Origin of the sequence: Zoogloea sp. LCSB751, assembly GCF_002028455.1 — a bacterium.
GTDB lineage: Bacteria > Pseudomonadota > Gammaproteobacteria > Burkholderiales > Rhodocyclaceae > Zoogloea.
Map to the genome: position 1 here is coordinate 62,648 of NZ_MWUM01000023.1, position 19,925 is coordinate 82,572.

Here is a 19,925-nt window from a genome sequence, read left to right on the forward strand (position 1 = left end):
AAGATATCTGGCCGGCGCAGTGGAAGCTGGGCGATAGTGCATGTTAGCTTCCGCCCCCCGTCACACCGTTCATCCGCCATGGCCCCGTCCGCCGCCCTGCTGCCGCCCGTCGTCGACCAGCGCCTGCGCGACTTTGCCGGCGGCGCGCCGCTGCGCATCCGCCACCGGGGCGCCGGCGAGGCCGGCAGCGACGTGTATTGCCACGCGGTGGTGCGCGACACGGTGGCGGCGTCGGGCGGGCGCCAGTGTTTCGGCTGGCTGCACAGCCTGCCGGCCCACGCCGGGCCGCAGCAGGGCGCCCACGGCTTCACCTTCCATTCCGTATGGCTGGCGCCGGGCGGGCAACTGGTGGACGTGGCGCCCCACGCCTTCTCGCGGGACGGCTGGAGCGTTTTCATCCCGGACCGCCGGCGACGTTACGACTTCACGCTAGACATAGGCTACAACGCGCTGGTCATCTATACCGACGCCCGCGTCAGCGACTACGCGCGCAAGCTCAGTGGCCTGCCGGTGGCGCCCGGCGAGCTGTACTGGACATCCCACCTCTACCTGTTGCCGGTGGCCACCTACGAGGGGCGCTTCCGCCGCGCGTCGCGCTACCTGGCCGAGATCGAGCAGCGCTACGGCCTGCGCAGCAACGGCAAGCGCCTCGTCGGGCTGGAAGGGCTGAACCGCAGCCAGCGCATCGAACTGGCCTTCAATTACGGCGTGTATTGAGGCGGGCAAGCACTCAACCGATGGTCTGAAGGGCGACGCGGTTGACCTGGCGCAAACAAGGTCCGATTGCCATCGTTCCGACACCGTTCCGTTACCGCGCTGTCATCCGGCGTGGCCACAGTGCCCCCATCCAAACCACGTGAGGGCATCCAGATGCATGATTTCCTTGAAAAACTGCGCACACTGCGGTGGGACGACCACCGTTACTACCACCAGTGCCGGATCAACCAGACGCTGCACCTGATCAGCGCCTTCAGCTTCCTGTGCGCCTACGGCCTGCTCTTCGTCGATCCGGCCATGGCAGGCCTGGTGGGCTGGCTGGTCGGCATGGTGGCGCGCCAGTCGGGGCACATCTTCTTCGAGCCGCGGGAGTTCGACCGGGTGAACAACACCAGTTACGAACACAAGGAGTCGATCAAGGTCGGCTACAACATGCAGCGCAAGGGCGTGCTGATCGGTATCTGGCTGAGCATCCCGGTACTGCTCTACATCAATCCGACCCTGTTCGGGCTGTTCGACGCGCAGGCCGCCTTCCTGCACAAGCTCGGCCTGGTGTGGCTGGGGCTGGGCATCGGCGGACTCGTCTTCCGCACCGTGCATCTGTTCTTCCTGCGCAGCCCGGCCTGGGGCCTGGCCTGGGCCTGCAAGATCCTCACCGACCCCATCCACAACGTGGACATCTACTGGAAGTCGCCCGTATGGCTGCTGCGTGGCCAGCGCCTCGACCCGCTCGAGCACGATCTGGAAGAAGCGGCGGCCTGAGCCGCCACCAGGGCTTAAACCACTTGTACCTCGATGCGCCGCGGCTGGGCGTGCTCGGCCTTGGGAATACGCAGGGTCAGCACGCCGTGTTCGAAGCTGGCTTTCACCTTGCCGGCGTCGAGCTCCTTCGACAGCGTGAATTGGCGGCGGTAGCGCGGCAGGCCCACTTCGGTGTGGGTCAGCTCCATGCCCTCCGGCGCGTCGAGCACCACTTCGCCGTCGATGGTCAGCACGTCGGCCTCCACGTGCAGGCTGAGGCGGTCCTTCGGCACGCCGGGCAGATCAGCGTATAGCGTGATGCCGCCGGCGTCCTCCACCACATCGACGGGGGGCAGCAGCGCCGCGTCCTCGCGGGTCGCATCGGCACTCTTGGGGGCTTGGTTGGTATCGCTCATGGTCGCTCCTCCGGGGCTTACTGGATGCTGATGCGGCGCGGCTGGGTTTCTTCACGGCGCTGCACGCTGACGTGCAGCACGCCGTCGCGGTACCTGGCGACGATGGAATTGGGGTCGATGTCGTCGGGCAGCGACACCACACGGCGGAAGCGCCCGGCGAAGCGTTCGCCGATATGTTCGGTGGCCTGCTCGGGCACCGCCGACCGCTGGCGCTCACCGGCGATGGTCAGGATGCCCTTCTCGAGCTGCACGTCCAGCGTGGCCGGATCGAGGCCCGGCGCAAAGGCGTAGATCTCCACCGCATTCGGGGTGCCGCCCACGTTGAGGGCCGGATAGCCGCGCCTCTGGCCGCGGATGCTCGGGCCGGGTTCGACGGTCTGCTGCACGTCCCGCTGCAGCCGTTCGAGTTCGGCAAGCAGGTCGCGGGGGAACAGGGATCGGTAGTACATGCGTGCCTCCTGGAAAGTGGGGGAAAGGCGGCGCCGGGGCGCCCATGACCCCATAGCTGAGTGCGCGCTACCGCAATTTCAAGGCCTTGAAGTTCGTCTCCGCATCCCCCATCTTTCGCACAGGCGCGTGCGTGGCGGAGTGCTCCGCATGCGGCCCGACGGCCCCAGACGACAGGCAGCCCGCATGCGCTACGACGACGATCCCCTCCACCGGCAGCAACGCTTTGCGCAGCGCTGGCTCATCATCACCGCCTGCGTGGGCGCACTGATGCTGCTGTGGCATTTCCTGCCGGCGCTGGAGTCGGCCTTCAGCCCCCAGCAGGTCAGCGAGCGCACCGTAACACCGCGCGGCGACCTGGCCGCCGACGAGAAATCGACCATCGAGCTGTTCGAGCGCTCCCGCAATTCGGTGGTGTACATCACCACCTCGCAGCTGGTGCGCGACAACTGGACCCGCAACGTGATGTCGGTGCCGCGCGGCACCGGCTCGGGCTTCATCTGGGACGACGCGGGCCACGTGGTGACCAATTTCCACGTCATCCGCGGCGCCTCGCAGGCCACCGTGCGCCTCGCCGACGGGCGCGACTACCAGGCGGCGCTGGTCGGCGCCAGCCCGGCCCACGACATCGCGGTACTGCGCATCGGCGTCGGCTTCAAGCGCCCACCGCCGGTGCCGGTGGGCACCAGCGCGGACCTGAAGGTGGGGCAAAAGGTCTTCGCCATCGGCAATCCCTTCGGCCTGGACTGGACGCTGACCACCGGCATCGTGTCGGCGCTGGACCGCAGCCTGCAGGGCGACGACGAGGGCCCGCCGATCGAGCATCTGATCCAGACCGATGCGGCGATCAACCCCGGCAACTCCGGCGGCCCGCTGCTCGACTCGGCCGGCCGCCTGATCGGCATCAACACGGCGATCTACAGCCCGTCCGGCACCTCGGCCGGCATCGGCTTCTCGATCCCGGTGGATACGGTGATGCGGGTGGTGCCGCAGCTGATCCACAGCGGCAAGTATCTGCGCCCGGCGCTGGGCGTGGAGCTGGACGAGGCGCTCAACCAGCGGCTCTCCCGCGGACTGGGCGTCGAAGGGGTGGTGATTCTGCGCGTGCCGCGCGGCTCGGCGGCCCACCAGGCCGGGCTGCGGGGCATCACGCAGAACCCGGACGGCAGCCTGGTGCCGGGCGACATCATCGTCACGGTGGCGGGCAAGCCGGTGGATTCGGTGTCCCGCCTGGCGGCGCGCCTCGACGACTTCAAGGTCGGCGACGAGGTGTCGATCGAGATCCTGCGCGGCAGGGAGCGCCAATCGGTGAAGGTCACGCTGCAGCCGGGCAGCTGAGCGTCCACAAAAAACGGGGGCCGCGGCCCCCGTGTCGATTACAGCTCGGTGAACAGCGCCCCGTCGGGCAGGCGCGACTTGGGCAGCTTGGCGTTGAAGTCGTCCGCGCCGCTGTAGCCGAGGGCCACCAGCACCACACCGGTAAGGCCGCGCTCGGTGAGGCCGAGGGCTTCGTCCAGCGCCTTGGCGTCGAAGCCCTCCATCGGACAGGCGTCGATGTCCAGCGCCGCGGCGCCGAGCAGCAGGGTGCCGAGGGCGATGTAGACCTGGCGCTCGATCCAGCTGCGCTCGTCCTGCAGCTCGGTCTGGTGCAGGTTTACGTAGAAGCGCCGGCTCTTGTCCTGGTTGGCCTTGGCCTCGTCGGTGGCGAAACGGCCGTCGGCCTGCTCGGCGGCCAGCACCGCCGACAGGTGGGCGTCGTCCAGCGTGGTGCGGGCGCACAGCACCACCACGTGGGAGGCCTTGCGGACCTTCGGCTCGTTGTACGCGAAGCCGCCCTGGGTCGCCTGCGCGACGCGGGCCTTGGCCTCCGGCGTGGCGGCGATGACGAAATGCCAGGGCTGGGAATTGACCGACGACGGGGCGTTGCGCAGCAGCACGCGCAGTTGCTCGACGAGGTTCTCGGGGATCTGGCGTTCGGCGTCGAAGGCCTTGGTGGTGTGACGGGTCTGGGTGATGCGGGCGATATCCATGAGGCGGGTGTCCTTGCTTTCTTGGGTGTTATGCAGCACGGCGGCTGTCGCATTGTAGAGGGCGGCACGCGGCGGAAGTTCATGGCGGATGTCGCTACAGCGCGCGAGCCGTAGGTTTTCCGCCGCCCGATTGTCATCGCCATGCAACCTCCGCTGCGCATGCTGGCAGCGGAGTCTGGAGGCGCGCCCGCCCAGACCGGGCGTGCCATTTCATGTGCCAAGCCGTGACGAGGTGACCATGACGACCAAAGTCTATTGCTACCACTGCATGACCTACCACCGCCCCGAATCGATGCGCAAGATCAGGACCCGGACTGGAGAGCGCTGGCGCTGCATCCGTTCCATCGAGGCCGCGCAGAGCAGCACGGATGTACGCGACGCCTTCGGCGAACGCCAGTCCGAACTGAACAAGGCCCGCGCCCGCGCAGTCCAGGAAAGTGCACTACTCGGACGACGACTGGCGGAACTCACCTTGTAAGGCATTCGCAGCCCCTGCTCCGCACCGGGCCTCCTCTTCTGCCGGCATCCATTTCTCGTCGATGCCGGCAGTGATTTCCGCTTCACCCACCCCATGACCTTATATTGCCTTCACGGCAAATGGCGCCATTTCCACTTTAATTCCATGTTCAACGGCTGCTGAATAAACATCAGACATGCTGGAATTGAGGCAGCCCACACCTGCGCACGGCTGCATGAATGAACGGCGCAGCATTCATTCAACATCAACTTCACGCCATGTTTCGTTCATTTCCCGCCACATTCCAAGACACCGCCGGCAGGCCGCCAACCGGGGAGGGCGATTCATTACAAGACACTGTTCTAAAACAAAATTTTTTAATAAAACAAAAAAAACAAAGGCTGCAAAATCCTATTTGAAGGCCACACAGCCTGAATACCGGCCGCCTCCAATGGCATAGGCTTTGCTAAAAACGACGCTCTCGAACATTTATTTACATTTCGGAGCCTCGTTAATTCATGAGCAAGCACAGGATTTCCCGACAGCACGGCCCTGCACCAATCAAGGGAAACCACACCGGATTCAGGCTTTCACCCATCGCAGCCCTTGTCGCCGGCATGACCCTGTTCTCGGCGCTGCCGGTGCAGGCCCAGTCCCTGACTGATGTCCAGGCAGAAAACAAGCGTCTCGCCGCCGAAAACGAACGCCTGCGTCAGGCCCTCGAACAACAGAAACAACAGGCCACCGGCAGCGCTCCTGCGACACCGGCAGCCCGTCCGGCAGCCGCCGTCGAATCCGCCAGCGCCCCGCAGATCCCGGTGGCCCCCAACAAGGGCGACGCGCTGCTGCTCGAAGCCGTGTCGGTAAAGAACGCCAAGCTGAAGGAAATCCCCAAGTCCGTCTCGGTGGTCACCGGCGAAGAGCTGGAAAAATTCCACGTCAATAATTTCCGCGACATCGTCAACCGCGTCGGCAATGTGCGGACGTCCTGGCAGAACCCCAACACCGCGTCGATCTTCATCCGCGGCGTAGGCTGGGCGGCCGGTGCCGGCGTGCTGGAGCCCAGCGTCGGCGTCAACGTGGATGGCGTGAGCTATGGCATCAGCTCGATCACCGCCCTCAGCAACTTCCTCGACATCGAATCGGTGGACGTCACCCGCGGCCCCACCGGCGTGGATGGCGGTCGGTCCTCCAACGTCGGCCGGGTGTCGATCAATACCCGCAAGCCGAGCTTCGCGCCGGAGGCCCGCGCCTCGATCACCTATGGCGAGCTGAACACCGCCATCGCCACCGCGGTGATCGGCGGCGCGATCCAGGACGACGTGCTGGCCTACCGCCTGACCGTCAACCGGGAAACCGCCGAAGGCCCTTACGACAACAAGAACGACAGCCACTTCTCGTGGCGCAACACCGATCGCACCAACATCCGCACCCAGTTCCTGCTGACCCCCAACAAGGACCTGGAAGCCCGCCTGTCGCTGGACTTCACGCCCAAGGGCCGCGAGATCTGCGAAAACTGCTTCGCCTTCCGCCTGAAGACTCCGGCCAACTATGATCGCCTCAACGCCGCCGGCCAGCCGATCGCGGTGAACTACGCGGAGGACAATTTCGGCAAGATCAACCGGCGCTGGTTCGGCCAGAAGACCGACTACACGGTGGGCGACTACTACGCCAAGGAAATCAACACCCTCGGCGAGTATCCCAACACCTACGCCACCAAGGGCGTGACCGCCGACGTGAAGTACAAGCTCAACGACGCGAACACGCTGACCTTCATCACCGGCTACCGGGATTACGACTTCTCCCAGGGCGCCGGCACCCACACCCAGTTCGAATGGCTGCGCGCACCGCGCGGCACCCAGACCGAGTACAAGCAGCTGAGCCAGGAGATCAAGCTCGACAGCAAGCTCAGCGACACGCTGCGCTATCAGGGCGGCCTGTACTTCTTCCAGAGCCAGTTCCCCAACACCAGCCAGACCGAGCGCTACGGCTCCGACGGCGGCGCCTGGTACGCCAACGCGGCCCAGTACGCGCTGCTCGACCCGGTCAATCCGCTGCTGCCCAACGCCACCGACTCCGCCGGCCGCGCGCTGCTGCTCAACTCCCTCGACGGCCTGATCACCAAGGTCCGCAACCGCCTCGACAACAAGACCCAGGCCGCCTACTCCAACCTGATCTGGGACGCCACCAAAGAGCTGACCCTCAGCGCCGGCCTGCGCCTCAGCCGCGAGTCGCGCAAGAGCTCCAGCAGCAGCTACATCGAGTCGAACGGCTTCGGCGCCGAGCTCAACCCGGCCTCGGTCAACAACGTGCAGCTCAACGGCTTCGCCAACAACGCCAACGGTGTGCTCGCCGCCTCCAACAACGCTGCCCAGCTGGCCCTGGCCGACCTGGTGGCGCAGAAGTACTTCGGCGTCGCCACTTACGGCGCCCTGTCGGTAGACCAGAAGAAGCAGGTCGCCGCCGCCAAGGCGATCCGGGCCGGACGCATCGGCTCGCTGTACCAGAACACGATCGCCCAGTCCTACCTGGAAACCCTGCCGACCATCGAGCTGGGCTCCACCTACCGCTTCAACAATGCCCACACCGGCTTCGCCACCTGGAAACATGGTGAGAAGGCCGGCGTGTCGCAGATCGTCGGCGGCACCGTGCTGGGCGGCAAATCGGTGCCGACGGATACGGAAAAGACCGATGCCTATGAACTGGGCCTGAAGTCCTTCTTCCTGAACAAGACCCTGTCGGTGACCAGCGCGCTGTTCCTGCAGAACATCCGCAACTACATCCAGCCGGTGTACGTCTTCGACGAAGTGCAGACCCGCCTCAACAACAATGGTCTGCCCGCCTACCTGTCGGCCCTCGGCAACGTGCCGAAGGTGCAGACCAAGGGTCTGGAGCTGGACGTGGTGTACTCGGGCCTGCCCTACACCACGCTGCGCTTCGCCGGCGCCTACACGGACGCCCGCTACAAGGACTTCAAGTTCGCCGCCAACCCGGGCGAACTGGGCGGTGATCCGAGCCAGCCCTACTTCGATGCCAGCGGCAAAACCCTGGCCGGCGCACCGAAGTTCAGCGGCAACCTGTTCGGCGACTTCTCCTATCCGATCCTCGGCAACAAGGTCTTCCACACCAACCTCAACTACAACTTCCAGAGCAGCTATTACGCTGATCCGACCTTGTCCCGCTACTCCAAGACCAAGAGCTTCGGCGTGGCGGACCTGGCCATCGGCGTTGGCCGCCAGGACAACAAGTTCGACGTGAGCTTCGTGGTGAAGAACCTCTTCAACGAGGACACCAGCCTGCAGCCGACCTGGAACAGCTACAAGCCGGGCATCCCGCGCTGGTTCGGCGTCACCATCAGCGCCTCGCTGTACTGACCCATCCGTCCCGTCGCCCCTCTTCCCCACGGAAGAGGGGCTTTTTCCGTTCTGCACCGATGCCCAGCACTCGCCTCCTGATGATTGTTGCCGCCCTGAGCACCGCTCCGGCCTATGCCGGACCGATCGAAAGCGGCATCTGGTCCCATGCCTGCGGCACGCCCCCAAGCGTTCGCCATCTCGACCTGTCGTCCCGCCAGGCCTACGAGGCCAGCATCGATCCGGTGCTGGCCTATCGCCAGGCCCAGCAGGACTACCTTGCCTGTCTGCAGCGCCAAGGCAGCGAAGACATCCGGACCGTCCGGCAGACGATCAGCACCTACATCAAGGCCGAAGTGGACATCGCCAACGCCGCCAATGCCCGCAGCGACGACGCGGTACGCAGCGCCGAGCAGCGCTTCTCCGGCCCCGGCAGCGTCAGCCTCAAGCCGCCTGCCACCGGCGTCCTCGGCTGCTGCAACCGCTGAACGCCGCAGCGCACAGGTGTTGAAATCCGCAACCAGAAGATGCCGTCGTGCTTGGCTGGCAACAGTTCCACCGCAGCCCCATTCATTACAGATACCCCCCGCACCCCGATCCGGCCCACTAAGGGACTGACCTAAAAACACTTTTCACAAAGATCGTGCCATCCGGCGCTCTGCCCCGCGCAGGGCAACCTGCGCTCCGGGATGGCCCGGTACTTGCGAGCCACGGGGGTGCTCCCCTCGTTTCACTCTTGGAGAAACCCATGCAAACCCGCTTCACGCTGTCCTCTTCCCGCCTGCGCGCACTGGCCATCGTCGCGCTGCTGGCTGGCGCCACCGCGCCCGCCCACGCCCACCACGCCTTTGCCGCCGAATTCGACGCCGACCAGCCGATCGAGTTGAAAGGCACCATCACCAAGGCCAAGTGGGTCAACCCCCACAGCTGGCTGTACTTCGACGTCAAGAACGCCGACGGCAGCGTCACCAACTGGGGCGCCGAGTTCGGCACCCCGCTGGCCCTGCAGCAGAAAGGCCTGACCCGCACCGAGCTGCCGGTCGGCTCCGAAGTGCGCATCAAGGGCTACCGTGCCAAGAACGGCGGCCCCCTCGGCTACGCCGTCAGCGTGACCCTGGCCGACGGACGCAACTTCTTCACCGGTGGTGCCGGCGACGCGCCGACGGCGACCCGCTGAGACGCCGCGGAGTCCTCCCGTCCATGGCTTCCATCCTCGAACTCGCCCAGTCCATCGAAGGCTCAAGCATCGGCCTCGCCATTGCCGAGTCTTCGCTGGCTTTCCCGATCATCGAAGGCATCCACCTGATCGGCCTGTCGATCTCGGTCGGGCTGATCTTCCTCACCGACCTGCGCCTGCTCGGTCTCTTCCTGCGCCACGTGCCCCTCAACGATGTGCTGCACCACCTGCGGCCCTACGTGCTGGGGGGCTTCGCGGCGATCTTCATCTCCGGCGGCCTGCTGTTCTGGGCTGAGGCGGCGACGCTGGTGGCGAGCCCGCCCTTCCCGTTCAAGCTGGCCTTCATCGTGCTCGGCGGCCTCAACGCGCTGTATTTCGAGTTCGTCATCGCCCGCCAGCCGGCGGTGCAGAACGCCCAGCATGGTGCCCTGCCGGCCAACGCCCAGCTGGCCGGGCTGGCCTCGCTGGTGCTGTGGACGCTGGTGATCGTCTGCGGCCGCCTGATTCCCTACATTCCTGCCTGGTAATTGCGATGCCCATCCGCGAACTTCTCACCGACCTGCAGAACAGTGCCTTCGCGCACTCCGTCAGCAAGGCCGACCACCTGGTCGGCGCCGGCCTGCAGATCATCCACGTGCTCGGCTTCGTGCTGCTGCTGGCCTCCCTCGCGCTGGTCAGCCTGCGCGTGCTGGGCCTGGCCTTCGGGCGCCAGCCGCTGCCCTCGGTCGCCCGCGAAGCCAACCGCCTGATCTGGCTCGGCCTGGCGCTGGCCGTGGCCAGCGGCGTCCTGATGTTCTCGGCCAGCCCGCTGCTGTATTTCTACAAACCGGTGTTCATCGCCAAGCTCGGCCTGCTGGTCGCCGCAGTGCTGATCCAGCTGCTGCTGCTCGGCCCGGTCAGCCGCAGCGCCCAACCTTCGCCAGTGCGGGCCCGCATCAGTATCGTGCTGGGCCTCGGCGCGTGGTTCGGTGCCGCGCTGGCCGGCCGCATCATCGGTTTCGTCTGAGGCGCCCGGCCATGTTCAAGCCCACGCTATCCGCCCTCGCGCTGCTGGCCGCAGTTGGCCTCGCCGGCTGCCGCGACGATGCGCCGAAGGCGGCCGCCGAGCCAGCCTTTCGCCCGACCGCGTCGATCCAGGAAATCATGCAGTCCATCGTCGACCCCAGCGCCGACGCCCTATGGGAGTCCGTCTCCAGCACGGTCACCGCCAAGGGCGTCGAGGACAAGCAGCCGCGCACCGACGAGGAGTGGACTGCCGTCCGCCACCTGGCCATCCAGCTCGCCGAGGCCGCCAACCTGCTGGCCGTCGAGGGCCGCCCGTTGGCCCATCCCGGCAAGCGGCTGGAAGACGCCCACGTAGCCGGCATCCTCAAGCCCGAGGAGATCGACGCGCTGATCGGCAAGGAACGCCCACGCTTCATCGCCCACGCGCGCCACCTGCAGCAAGCTGCCGAAGAGGCCCTGGCCGCCATCGACGCGCGCAGCGTGGAGCGCTTCACCGTCGCCGGCGGCGCCATCGACCAGGCCTGCGAGGCCTGCCACCGCGTCTTCTGGTACCCCAACGACAAACGTCCGCCCGAGCTGGCCGGCAATCCGGCCCCTGCTGCCAAGTAAGAAACGCGGTGGCCGACGCCACCGCGCCCCATCGACCTACAAGGAGACAAACGTCTTGACCGACGCCCCGATCCCCGCCCAGCGGCCCCGTGGCATCCGCCTGCTCACCGCCGGCCTGATGCTGCTGGCCAGCCACCTGGCCTTCGCCCACGACGCGATCCCCCGCTTGCCCAACGGCAAGCCCGACTTTTCCGGCATCTGGCAGACCCTCACGCCGGCCGACGACGACCTCGAACCGCATGCCGCCCGCAAGGACGCCCCGCCCAGCGCCGGCGTCATCGAGGGCAAGTTCATCCCCTACCTGCCTCAGGCCCTGGCCCAGAAGAAGAAGAACTTCGAGGCCCGCGAAACCGCCGACCCGCGCACGAAAGGCTGGACCCTCGGCGTGCCGCGCGGCATCTACTACCCGGAGCCCTTCCAGATCTTCCAGCGCCCCCGCGACCTGAAGCTGGTGTTCCAGTTCGGCCACACGGTCCGCACCATCCACACCAACCAGACCGAGCATCCCGACGTGATCGGCGACCTGCTGTCCGGCGACTCCCGTGGCCGCTGGGACGGCGACACACTGGTGGTGGACGCGCGCAACTTCACCGACCAGACCTGGCTCGACCGGGCCGGCAACTTCCACAGCAGCGACCTGCACGTGGTGGAACGGTGGACCTACCTGGACGCCAACACCGTCGAATACAAGGCGACCCTCGAGGACCCGCAGGTCTATAGCCGCCCGTGGACCCTCGGCGTGATCCTCCACCGCCACCGGGAAAAGGACTTCCAGCTGATCGAGGACTACCGCTTCACCCTCGATTTCGACCAGTACTACCCGCCCAAGCGCGACAAGAACTGAGGAAGGAACCCGCCTGCGATGGACACCGCCATGACTGACCGGACATTGACCCGATCCCGCCCCCGTAACGCCGCGCTGCTGCTGGCCTCCGCCTGCCTGCTGGCCACCGGCGCCGCCCACGCCCAGAGCGCCCCGCCCCAGCCGGCCGCCGCAGCGCCGGTGGTGGACAAGAGCATCCCGAAGATTCCCGCCGGCCCCTGGCAAGGCCCGCGCCTGCCCGACGGCCAGCCCGACGTGACCGGCTTCTGGGGCCCGGCCTTCGGCAGCTACCTCAACCTGACCGACCCGGAAGGCATTTCCACCGGCGAGCGCCAGCGCAATCTGCCGCCGCGGGAGCAGCGCGCCCCCAGCCGGGTCAGCGATCCCGCCGACGGCCAGGTGCCCTACCAGCCCTGGGCGCGGGCCAAGGTCCAGGAATACCAGACCTATTACGCCAACCCGATCAAGCCCGAATACGTGGACCCGCTGGCGCGCTGCGCACCACCGGGCATCCCGCAGGCCTTGTACATGCACGGCCACGAGATCTACCAGTATCCGGGCTATGTCGTGTTCCTGTTCGACCAGGGCACGCGCATCATCCACCTCGACAACAAACCCCAGCTGCCCGACAACATCAAACTTTGGAACGGGGACTCCCGTGGTCGCTGGGAAGGCAACACGCTGGTGGTCAGCGTCGCCAACTACAACGGCAAATCCAAGTTCGGACGCAGCGGCGAGTTCGTCAGCGAAAACGTGAAGATCGAGGAGCGCTACACCTTCGACACCAACGGCAAGCGCTACAACTACGAAGCCCGCATCACCGATCCGACGGTGCTGACCCGCCCGTTCACGGTGACGGTGCCGATCCGCAAGTACACCGAGGCCGACAAGCCGCGCCCGGTGGTGTATGCGGTGCGCGAAGCCAAGCACGCCGGCAAGGACGCGATCATCGAGTACGCCGAGGAGCGCGCCTGCATCGAGTTCAACAGCGGCCACGCCCACCTGCCCAGCGCCGCCAAGTGAGCCCCCGCCGGCATCAGCCCGGCTCCGGCTCCGCCGCCACGACCACCCGGTTGCGGCCGGCCTCCTTGGCGGCGTAAAGCGCCCGGTCGGCACGTCCCACCAGTTCGATGCCGACCGGATAACCCGCGGCCTGGCCCGCCCTCACGGCGGACCAGACCGGGTGGAGACAGGCCACGCCGATGCTGATGGTGACCCGGCTGGTCTCCAGGGTGCCGCGGTGCACGATGCACAGCGCCTCCACCGCCTCCCGCAGGCGCTCCGCCACCAGCGCGGCGGCGGCGGCATCGGTCCCCGGCAACAGCGCCACGAACTCCTCGCCGCCGTAGCGGGCCACCATGTCGGCAGCGCGAACGACCGCGACGTTGAGGGTCCTGGCGACCATCTGCAGGCAGCGGTCGCCCTCCACATGGCCGAAATGGTCGTTGAAGTCCTTGAAGTGATCGACGTCGATCATCAGCAGCGACAGCGGCTGGCCGCTGCGCATCGCCCGCCGCAGTTCCAGATCGAGGCTCCCGTCGAAGGCCCGCCGGTTGCCGATGCCGGTCAGCGCGTCCTGGGTGGTCAGACGCTTGAGCGTCTCGGTCAGCTGTACCAGCTTGCGGTACAGGATGCCGCTTTCCGCCAGCAGCACCAGCAGCACGAAGCTCGCCGCCAGCAGGCCATACACCCGGCCCGCGTAGAAACCCAGATCGAAACGCCCGCCATTGAGCATTGCCGACAGCGCGATGTCGATCAGCGAGGCGCACATCATGATCATCAGCCACAGGTCGAGCACCGAATGGGGCCGGCTGAACCACAGTACGCCCAGTGCCAGCAGGCTCGAAGCCCATACCGAGGCCACCACCAGCTGCATCGACGGGCGGTAGCGATCACCGTCCATGATCACCGGCAGCAGGTCCTGCCCGACGGTGGCCAACGCAGTGAAGCCGGCGCTCAGCGCCACCATTGCGGCACCGGCTGCGACCAGGGGCAGGCGTGGACGGCGTGGCAAGGTGGAAGGCACGCAGTCCCGCCGCTTCAGGCGGGCATAGGCGACCACGAAGAGCGGAAAGACGCCATGCCAGAACATGTACAGCCAGGCAGTGCTCTGAGGGCCGGCCCCGAGCAGACCGGTGGGCGTGAACAGCCCGGGAAAGGTCAGCGCATGGGCCACGGTCATGCAGGCCACGTACAGGTAAGCACAGCCCAGCACGAACAAGGCGCGGGAATTGAAGGACAAGTACTGGCTGAACAGCAGCGCCGCGGTGATCAGGTCGGTCGCCACCAGCCACGACTCGTAGCACGGGATGAAGCCCCAGACCGCCGTCATCGGCACCCCGGCAAACGGCGCCAGCAACGCGAACACCAGCAGGGACAGCAGCAGGACGGCCAGCGCCACGCGCTTCTCGCGGGGGGTGGCGGTCAGCGTCGACAGGAACAGGGGGCTATCGTCGGATGGATCCGCGGGAGCGCATTCGGTGAGCCCAGGCACAGTCGAAAACATGATGGATCCCCGCTCGCGGTCGGTGTGACCATGGAGAGGGGTCAACAATAAGACCTGAGCCTCGATAGCCATGCGTGAAATAAATCACGCTTGCGCATCGTACAGACCAAGACTTCGTCCGCGCGAGGCCTGCGGGTGAAAAGCAGATGGATGGGGCCGCTACCGCACCGGCAACGGCCGCCAGCGGTCCTGGCGTGGATGAAGGCGCCAGGACCCGGATCGACGCGCCGTTTCCTTAGCGCCAGCCACCAAACTGCTGCATGTGCAGGCCGTCTGGCCCGGCATCGCGCTCCACGGGGCCCTGCAGGCCCATCGTCGCCAGGCGTGCCGAGCGGGAATCGCGGGTGGTGTCGGACATCCAGACCAGTCCGGCGTGCAGCCAGCCCCGGCAGTACCGCCAAAGTGCAGAGAACATGTCGCAACCCTCCTGAACATTGATACGGTTTTAATCAAGCAAGCGACATACCAGTATTACCGTATTACGTATCGCACAGAATACGGCGTCCTTTCCTCTCGATGTGCGACTTTTTTGTCGTTTCATCAACACCTCCCCGCCTTTCTCCCTCCCTTTCGACTGCCCGTCTTGGTGCAGTTTTGACCACCGTGCCGTGTTTTAGTGCGTGAATTTTATTTTCACACTATTAAACCCTTGATTTGTCTGGCGTGACGTCTTGGCATAGCTCGTGCTTTTCTTTCTGTGAAACTTTTGTTCTTTTTGTGCAATTCCGCCTATGAAAAACCCGCCCACATCCCGTCCGGCCGCCTTGCGGTTGCCGGGCCTCCACGGAGGTTCCAATGAAATGGATTAGCGCAATCATCAAGCCATTCAAGCTCGACGAGGTCCGCCTGGCCCTCAATGCCGTCGGCGTAAACGGCGTCACCGTCACCGATGTGAAAGGCTTCGGCCGTCAGAAGGGGCACACCGAGCTGTACCGGGGTGCCGAGTACGTCGTGGACTTCCTGCCCAAGGTGAAGGTGGAAGTCGCCGTCCCCGACGATGTGCTGGAAAGCGCCATCGCCGCCATCGAGCAGGCCGCCGCCACCGGCAAGATCGGCGACGGAAAGATCTTCGTCTTCGACCTGCAGAAGGCCGTCCGCATCCGCACCGGCGAAGCCGGTATCGAAGCCCTTTAGGAGCCCCCCATGAAACGCATCCTTGCCCTGGCAACCCTGCTTTTCGCCCTCTGTTTCGCCATGCCCGGCTGGGCCGACGACGCACCGGCCGCGGCAGCGACCGTCAGCGCCACCGTCGACGCGACAGCCACCCCGGCAGTCGCTGCCGCATCTGCTGCAGCACCGACAACCGCGGCCCCTGCCGCTCCCGTGCCCAACAAGGGCGACACCGCCTGGCTGATCACCGCCACGCTGCTGGTGGTGATGATGGCTGCCCCCGGCCTCGGCCTGTTCTATGGCGGCATGGTCCGCAGCAAGAACATGCTGTCGATCCTGATGCAGTCGCTGGTGATCTTCTGTCTGCTCGGCGTGCTGTGGGCCGTCTACGGCTACAGCCTCGCCTTCACCGACGGCAATGCCTTCATCGGCGGCTTCGACAAGCTGTTCATGAAGGGCGTGACGCCGGACACCGTGGTCGCCACCTTCAGCAAGGGCGTGGTGCTGCCGGAGTACATCTTCGCGTCCTTCGAGCTGACCTTCGCGGCGATCACCCCGGCGCTGATCATCGGCGGCTTTGCCGAGCGCATCAAATTCACCGCGGTGCTGGCCTTCATGGTGCTGTGGTTCACCTTCTCCTACATCCCGATGGCCCACATGGTGTGGTACTGGGCCGGCCCGGATGCCTTCACCTCCGTCGAAGCGGCCGAAAAAGCGGCTGAAGTGGGTGGCTTCCTGTTCAACAAGGGCGCCCTCGACTTCGCCGGCGGCACCGTGGTGCACATCAACGCCGGCATCGCCGCGCTGATCGGCGCCTTCATGATCGGCCCGCGCCTCGGCTACCGCCGTGAATCGATGGCCCCGCACAGCCTCACCATGACGATGGTCGGCGGCTCCCTGCTGTGGGTCGGCTGGTTCGGCTTCAACGTCGGCTCGTCCCTGGAAGCCGGCGCCACCGCGGGCCTGGCCTTCTTCAACACGCTGGTGGCCACCTGCGCGGCAACCGTCGCCTGGACGCTGCTCGAAGCCGTCTTCAAGGGCAAGCCGTCGATGCTCGGCGCGATCTCCGGCGCCATCGCCGGCCTCGTCGTGATCACCCCGGCCTGCGGCCTGGTCGGCCCGATGGGCGCCATCATCATGGGCCTGCTCGGCGGCCTGGTGTGCTACTGGGGCGTCAATGGCCTCAAGCGCATGCTCGGCATGGACGACACCCTCGACGTGTTCGGCGTGCATGGCGTCGGTGGCATCCTCGGCGCGCTGCTGACCGGCGTGTTCGCCTCGCCCGAGCTGGGCGGCACCGGTGTCTACGACTACGTCGCCAACGCTGTCGCCCCGTACGACATGGGCGCCCAGCTGGTCGCTCAGGCCTGGGGCGTGGGCACCGCGGTGGTGTGGTCCGGCGTGGTCTCCTACATCGCCTTCAAGCTGGTGGACCTGACCATCGGCCTGCGCGTCGGTGAGGAAGCAGAACGCGAAGGCCTCGACCTGAGCACCCACGGCGAGTCCGCATACCACGACTGAGCCCATGTCGATGAATCGTTTTATGAAGGGCCTGTTCGGGCCCCGCGGAAACGACTTCATGGCCGCCGACGACGCCGTCGGCGGCGGGGCCCCGGAGCCCGTCGTGGCTCCACCGGCCCCGCCGTCGCCGGGCCGGCGCCTGGCCCTGTGGGGTCGCCACATCGCCCACCTGATCCGCCACGGCATGAATGCCGAAACCGCCCACGCCGCCCACCTGGGCGAAGTGGAAGCCCGCATCGGCGCGATGACCCTGGAGATCGACCGCGGCCAGCGCCGCATGCAGGACGGCAGCGAGCAGGCCCACGTACTGCGCGAACAGGCCGAGGCGACCCTCGCTACCACCGCCGGCGACATCGACGCCGGCCTGGCCGAGCTGGAAAGCACCCTGTCGGCCAAGGTCGCGCGCATCGGCGAAGTGGTCAAGGTGCTCGAGAAGATCGGCCGCGACCTCGACCTGCTGGCCCTCAACGCCGCCATCCAGGCCGCCAGCGCCGGCGAGCAGGGGCGCGCCTTCGCGGTGGTCGCCGACAGTATCCGCGCCCTCGCCGGCGACACCGTCGCCAATGCCAAGAGCGCCTCCCGGCTGCTCGATTTCGGCGATTTCCAGCACAGCCTGCAGGGTTTTCGCCAGGACAGCGCCACCAGCGTGGCTCGCGCCAACCAGGAAACCGGCGCCGCCTTCGCACGCATCGAAGAAACCTTCGCCGGGCTACGCGACACCCTCGCCACCCTCGACGACCACGGGCGGGTCATTTCCGCCATGCACACCCTCAACCAGTCCACCTTCGACCGCCAGCGCCTGAAGCTCGAATGGGCCGAACGCCTGAGCCTCGACCTGGGCGGACTGGAGAAACAGCCCCACGACAACATCGTGCCAGTGCTCGACCGCCTGCTCGCCAAGGAAGGCCTGACCGCCGACGCCAGCTACGACCGGCTGGCCGACATCCGCCAGCGCGGCCGCCTGCGGGTCGCCATCGAGCCGGCCTTCAAGGGCCTGTCCTTCCGCCTGCAGCCCGGCGCGCCGCTGCGCGGGCTGGATGTGGACTACGCCCGCGCCTTCGCCAAGCACCTGGGCGTGGCGGTGGACTTCGTCGAACACCCGTGGGACCAATGCACCGAACTGCTGCAGGCCGGCCGCCGCCCCGGCGAACCCGCCGCCGACCTGGTGTGGAGCGCGCTACCGCCGAACGCCGCCTACAAGGGCGTGGCCTTCTCGGACAGCTACACCTACCTGAACTACGTGCTGGCGCGCCGCCACGGCGATACGCGCATCGACGGCGTGGCCAGCCTGGAAGGCAAGGTCCTCGGCTGCATCAACGACCCGGCCGCCTTCGCCGCGCTGGAAGCCGCCGGCCTGCGCTGGAGCAAGCACACCCGCAAGGAGCCGGGCACCGTGCGGCTGGCCAACCTGATCGGCTATTCCGACCAGGGCGTCATCCACGACGCGCTGGCCGACGGCACCGTGGATGCCTTCGCGGTGGATCACCCGATCTTCGCGTGGGCCTGCTATAGGCAGGACAGCCCGTGGCGCGGCCGCATCGAGATCCTGCCCGAGCCGCTGTCGCGCCAGCCCTGGTTCTACGCGGTCGGCGTCGCCGACGATCCGTCGTCGTGCCGCCTGCTGCAGGAAATCAACCGCTTCATCGCCGGCTTCACCAAGAGCCGCGAGCGGGAACAGATCGAGAAGACCTGGCAGTTGGCGGTGATCCGCGGCACCGGCAGCTACCGCCAGGAACCCGGCAAGCTGCGCGGCGAGGATGCGCTGGCCGCCGATCTGGCGCGGCTGGCACCGTGCGAGACGTGAAGCACCTCCTTCGTGGGGGCCAGTTCTGTGGGGGCGAATTCATTCGCCCTCAGCCGGTTAAACGAAGTCCGCGGGCGAATGAATTCGCCCCCACGGGTTCTGCGGCCCTCAGAGCAAGGCCATCAGTCCGGCCGACCCCGCTGGAGCCGGGAGTGCCTGCTCAGCCCGCGTCGCCCGGGTTGGGATACATCAGCACGCTGAGGAAGCGGATCGGGCACTGGCTGAGCTTTTCCGGGCCGTGGGGGATGTCGGCGCGGAAGGTCAGCGCATCCCCCGGCTTCAGCACATAGGTGTTCTGGCCGTGGCGATACTCGATCTCCCCTTCGAGCATGTAAATGAACTCGGTGCCGGGGTGCTCGAAGATCGGGAAGGTCTCCGACTCGTGGTCGATGGTGATCAGGAAGGGCTCGAAGACCTTGGTCGGCCCCTGGTCGTAGGCCAGCAGGTGATAGGTGTGCCCCTTCTTGGTGCCACGCCGCACCACTTCCATCCCCTCGCCGTCCTTCACCAGCTGGGCGCTGCCGTCGCGCACGTCATAGCCGCGGAACAGCGTGGCGATCGACACGCCGAGGGCGCCGGCCAGCCGCGACAGGGTGTCCAAACTGGTGGCCGTCTGGGCGTTCTCGATCTTCGACAGCATGCCGCGGCTGATGCCGGCCAGATTGGCCACGTCCGCAATGGTGAGGCCGTGCTTCTGGCGCAGGTCACGGATCGTGTTGCCCAGGTAGCGCTCCAGACTGCCGCTGCCTTCTTGTTCGCTCATGGGGGTTCTCCCACCTAAATCTCGATGGCGAAATTATTGCACAGGCAGGTGTTTCATACGAGGAAAAAATAGTTGACACGATTCACCTCAAGATGCACCATGTGCAAAAATAATTCTCTACATGAACTTCCAGCGGAGTTGAGAGCATGTCATCGAGTCGTCGTTACACCCTGTCCCTCTCCTGTCCCGACCGGGTCGGCATCGTCGCCGCGGTAAGCGGCTTCCTCGCCAGCCATCAGGGCTGGATCACCGAGGCAAGCCACCACGCCGACGCCGAGGCCGGCCGCTTCTTCATGCGCCAGGAAATCCTGGCCGACTCCCTGCCCTTCGGCATCGACACCCTGCGCGACAAGTTCGCCCCCATCGCCACCGAGTTCGGCATGGACTGGCGCATCTCCGACAGCGCCCGCAAAAAACGCGTCGTGATCCTCGTCTCAAAGCAAGAA

21 protein-coding genes and 1 pseudogene are annotated in these 19,925 nt (G+C 66.3%); 16 read left to right on the forward strand and 6 right to left on the reverse strand.

What is annotated here, in order from left to right:
* Positions 1-78: 78 nt before the first annotated feature.
* Positions 79-717 carry a hypothetical protein gene (locus tag B4920_RS20470; protein WP_079436539.1) on the forward strand — a complete coding sequence of 213 codons (639 nt, stop codon included), beginning with the start codon at positions 79-81 and terminating at the stop codon, positions 715-717.
* Between the two features lie 153 nt (positions 718-870).
* Positions 871-1,479 (forward strand): hypothetical protein, encoded by a 609-nt coding sequence (locus B4920_RS20475; protein WP_079436540.1) that lies wholly within the window; start codon positions 871-873, stop codon positions 1,477-1,479.
* A gap of 14 nt (positions 1,480-1,493) precedes the next feature.
* Here B4920_RS20475 and B4920_RS20480 read toward each other — a convergent pair whose 3' ends face one another.
* Positions 1,494-1,874, reverse strand: coding sequence for an Hsp20/alpha crystallin family protein (locus B4920_RS20480; protein WP_079436541.1), 381 nt, complete (start codon positions 1,872-1,874; stop codon positions 1,494-1,496).
* A 17-nt stretch (positions 1,875-1,891) separates the two neighbouring features.
* Entirely contained in the window at positions 1,892-2,323 is a 432-nt protein-coding gene (locus B4920_RS20485; protein ID WP_079436542.1) for an Hsp20/alpha crystallin family protein, read from the reverse strand.
* 184 nt (positions 2,324-2,507) lie between these two features.
* Between B4920_RS20485 and B4920_RS20490 the strand changes: the two genes are divergently transcribed.
* A complete protein-coding gene (locus B4920_RS20490) occupies positions 2,508-3,659 on the forward strand; it encodes a trypsin-like peptidase domain-containing protein (RefSeq protein WP_079436543.1) in 1,152 nt (383 codons plus the stop codon).
* Positions 3,660-3,697: 38 nt separating this feature from the next.
* On the opposite strand, the gene nfsB is transcribed toward B4920_RS20490, so the two are convergent.
* On the reverse strand, positions 3,698-4,351 hold the full coding sequence (gene nfsB / locus B4920_RS20495) for an oxygen-insensitive NAD(P)H nitroreductase (RefSeq protein ID WP_079436555.1): 654 nt from the start codon (positions 4,349-4,351) through the stop codon (positions 3,698-3,700).
* 238 nt (positions 4,352-4,589) lie between these two features.
* On the opposite strand from nfsB, the gene B4920_RS20500 reads away from it, so the two are divergent.
* The 9 genes from B4920_RS20500 (at position 4,590) to B4920_RS20540 (ending at position 12,798) form a co-directional block, all read left to right on the forward strand.
* Positions 4,590-4,829: a hypothetical protein gene (locus B4920_RS20500; protein ID WP_079436544.1), complete on the forward strand. Its 240-nt coding sequence runs from the start codon at positions 4,590-4,592 to the stop codon at positions 4,827-4,829.
* A 497-nt stretch (positions 4,830-5,326) separates the two neighbouring features.
* Positions 5,327-8,182: a TonB-dependent receptor gene (locus tag B4920_RS20505; protein WP_079436545.1), complete on the forward strand. Its 2,856-nt coding sequence runs from the start codon at positions 5,327-5,329 to the stop codon at positions 8,180-8,182.
* Between the two features lie 80 nt (positions 8,183-8,262).
* Positions 8,263-8,649: a hypothetical protein gene (locus B4920_RS20510; RefSeq protein ID WP_139379584.1), complete on the forward strand. Its 387-nt coding sequence runs from the start codon at positions 8,263-8,265 to the stop codon at positions 8,647-8,649.
* Positions 8,650-8,909: 260 nt separating this feature from the next.
* The gene (locus B4920_RS20515; protein WP_079436547.1) at positions 8,910-9,338 is read left to right on the forward strand and encodes a DUF6152 family protein; all 429 of its coding nucleotides are present in this window, start codon (positions 8,910-8,912) and stop codon (positions 9,336-9,338) included.
* Positions 9,339-9,361: 23 nt separating this feature from the next.
* Positions 9,362-9,865 (forward strand): DUF6644 family protein, encoded by a 504-nt coding sequence (locus tag B4920_RS20520; RefSeq protein WP_079436548.1) that lies wholly within the window; start codon positions 9,362-9,364, stop codon positions 9,863-9,865.
* A gap of 5 nt (positions 9,866-9,870) precedes the next feature.
* Positions 9,871-10,344, forward strand: coding sequence for a DUF6644 family protein (locus B4920_RS20525; RefSeq protein ID WP_079436549.1), 474 nt, complete (start codon positions 9,871-9,873; stop codon positions 10,342-10,344).
* A gap of 11 nt (positions 10,345-10,355) precedes the next feature.
* Positions 10,356-10,952 carry a cytochrome c gene (locus tag B4920_RS20530; protein ID WP_216819968.1) on the forward strand — a complete coding sequence of 199 codons (597 nt, stop codon included), beginning with the start codon at positions 10,356-10,358 and terminating at the stop codon, positions 10,950-10,952.
* Between the two features lie 55 nt (positions 10,953-11,007).
* The gene (locus B4920_RS20535) at positions 11,008-11,796 is read left to right on the forward strand and encodes a hypothetical protein (RefSeq protein ID WP_216819969.1); all 789 of its coding nucleotides are present in this window, start codon (positions 11,008-11,010) and stop codon (positions 11,794-11,796) included.
* Positions 11,797-11,826: 30 nt separating this feature from the next.
* Positions 11,827-12,798, forward strand: a complete 972-nt coding sequence (locus tag B4920_RS20540; protein ID WP_216819970.1) for a hypothetical protein — start codon at positions 11,827-11,829, stop codon at positions 12,796-12,798.
* A gap of 13 nt (positions 12,799-12,811) precedes the next feature.
* Here the strand turns inward: B4920_RS20540 and B4920_RS20545 are convergent, their stop codons facing one another.
* Both B4920_RS20545 and B4920_RS20550 read right to left on the reverse strand, forming a co-directional pair.
* Positions 12,812-14,281 carry a sensor domain-containing diguanylate cyclase gene (locus B4920_RS20545; protein WP_216819971.1) on the reverse strand — a complete coding sequence of 490 codons (1,470 nt, stop codon included), beginning with the start codon at positions 14,279-14,281 and terminating at the stop codon, positions 12,812-12,814.
* A 235-nt stretch (positions 14,282-14,516) separates the two neighbouring features.
* Complete coding sequence (locus tag B4920_RS20550) at positions 14,517-14,696, reverse strand: hypothetical protein (protein ID WP_079436550.1); 180 nt, start codon at positions 14,694-14,696, stop codon at positions 14,517-14,519.
* A 380-nt stretch (positions 14,697-15,076) separates the two neighbouring features.
* On the opposite strand from B4920_RS20550, the gene B4920_RS20555 reads away from it, so the two are divergent.
* Genes B4920_RS20555 through B4920_RS20565 form a run of 3 tightly spaced genes read left to right on the forward strand, consistent with a single transcriptional unit; the run spans position 15,077 to position 18,716 of the window.
* Positions 15,077-15,415, forward strand: coding sequence for a P-II family nitrogen regulator (locus tag B4920_RS20555; protein ID WP_079436551.1), 339 nt, complete (start codon positions 15,077-15,079; stop codon positions 15,413-15,415).
* Positions 15,416-15,424: 9 nt separating this feature from the next.
* A complete protein-coding gene (locus tag B4920_RS20560; protein ID WP_079436552.1) occupies positions 15,425-16,912 on the forward strand; it encodes an ammonium transporter in 1,488 nt (495 codons plus the stop codon).
* A gap of 58 nt (positions 16,913-16,970) precedes the next feature.
* Positions 16,971-18,716, forward strand: a complete 1,746-nt coding sequence (locus B4920_RS20565) for a transporter substrate-binding domain-containing protein (RefSeq protein WP_254051003.1) — start codon at positions 16,971-16,973, stop codon at positions 18,714-18,716.
* A 160-nt stretch (positions 18,717-18,876) separates the two neighbouring features.
* Here B4920_RS20565 and B4920_RS20570 read toward each other — a convergent pair whose 3' ends face one another.
* Positions 18,877-19,479 (reverse strand): XRE family transcriptional regulator, encoded by a 603-nt coding sequence (locus B4920_RS20570; protein ID WP_079436554.1) that lies wholly within the window; start codon positions 19,477-19,479, stop codon positions 18,877-18,879.
* A 146-nt stretch (positions 19,480-19,625) separates the two neighbouring features.
* Here B4920_RS20570 and B4920_RS20575 point away from each other — a divergent pair.
* A pseudogene (locus tag B4920_RS20575) lies at positions 19,626-19,925 on the forward strand (formyltetrahydrofolate deformylase); the annotation flags it as partial.

Bases quoted from the DNA above. Each gene is read 5' to 3' on its own strand.
- B4920_RS20520 (WP_079436548.1), top strand. From the start codon at position 9,362: ATGGCTTCCATCCTCGAACTCGCCCAGTCCATCGAAGGCTCAAGCATC.
- B4920_RS20565 (WP_254051003.1), top strand. From the start codon at position 16,971: ATGGCCGCCGACGACGCCGTCGGCGGCGGGGCCCCGGAGCCCGTCGTG.
- B4920_RS20505 (WP_079436545.1), top strand. From the start codon at position 5,327: ATGAGCAAGCACAGGATTTCCCGACAGCACGGCCCTGCACCAATCAAG.
- B4920_RS20500 (WP_079436544.1), top strand. From the start codon at position 4,590: ATGACGACCAAAGTCTATTGCTACCACTGCATGACCTACCACCGCCCC.
- B4920_RS20525 (WP_079436549.1), top strand. From the start codon at position 9,871: ATGCCCATCCGCGAACTTCTCACCGACCTGCAGAACAGTGCCTTCGCG.
- B4920_RS20550 (WP_079436550.1), bottom strand. From the start codon at position 14,696: ATGTTCTCTGCACTTTGGCGGTACTGCCGGGGCTGGCTGCACGCCGGA.
- B4920_RS20515 (WP_079436547.1), top strand. From the start codon at position 8,910: ATGCAAACCCGCTTCACGCTGTCCTCTTCCCGCCTGCGCGCACTGGCC.
- B4920_RS20545 (WP_216819971.1), bottom strand. From the start codon at position 14,281: ATGTTTTCGACTGTGCCTGGGCTCACCGAATGCGCTCCCGCGGATCCA.
- B4920_RS20470 (WP_079436539.1), top strand. From the start codon at position 79: ATGGCCCCGTCCGCCGCCCTGCTGCCGCCCGTCGTCGACCAGCGCCTG.
- B4920_RS20485 (WP_079436542.1), bottom strand. From the start codon at position 2,323: ATGTACTACCGATCCCTGTTCCCCCGCGACCTGCTTGCCGAACTCGAA.
- B4920_RS20480 (WP_079436541.1), bottom strand. From the start codon at position 1,874: ATGAGCGATACCAACCAAGCCCCCAAGAGTGCCGATGCGACCCGCGAG.
- B4920_RS20510 (WP_139379584.1), top strand. From the start codon at position 8,263: ATGATTGTTGCCGCCCTGAGCACCGCTCCGGCCTATGCCGGACCGATC.
- B4920_RS20530 (WP_216819968.1), top strand. From the start codon at position 10,356: ATGTTCAAGCCCACGCTATCCGCCCTCGCGCTGCTGGCCGCAGTTGGC.
- B4920_RS20555 (WP_079436551.1), top strand. From the start codon at position 15,077: ATGAAATGGATTAGCGCAATCATCAAGCCATTCAAGCTCGACGAGGTC.
- B4920_RS20475 (WP_079436540.1), top strand. From the start codon at position 871: ATGCATGATTTCCTTGAAAAACTGCGCACACTGCGGTGGGACGACCAC.
- B4920_RS20540 (WP_216819970.1), top strand. From the start codon at position 11,827: ATGACTGACCGGACATTGACCCGATCCCGCCCCCGTAACGCCGCGCTG.
- B4920_RS20570 (WP_079436554.1), bottom strand. From the start codon at position 19,479: ATGAGCGAACAAGAAGGCAGCGGCAGTCTGGAGCGCTACCTGGGCAAC.
- nfsB (WP_079436555.1), bottom strand. From the start codon at position 4,351: ATGGATATCGCCCGCATCACCCAGACCCGTCACACCACCAAGGCCTTC.
- B4920_RS20490 (WP_079436543.1), top strand. From the start codon at position 2,508: ATGCGCTACGACGACGATCCCCTCCACCGGCAGCAACGCTTTGCGCAG.
- B4920_RS20560 (WP_079436552.1), top strand. From the start codon at position 15,425: ATGAAACGCATCCTTGCCCTGGCAACCCTGCTTTTCGCCCTCTGTTTC.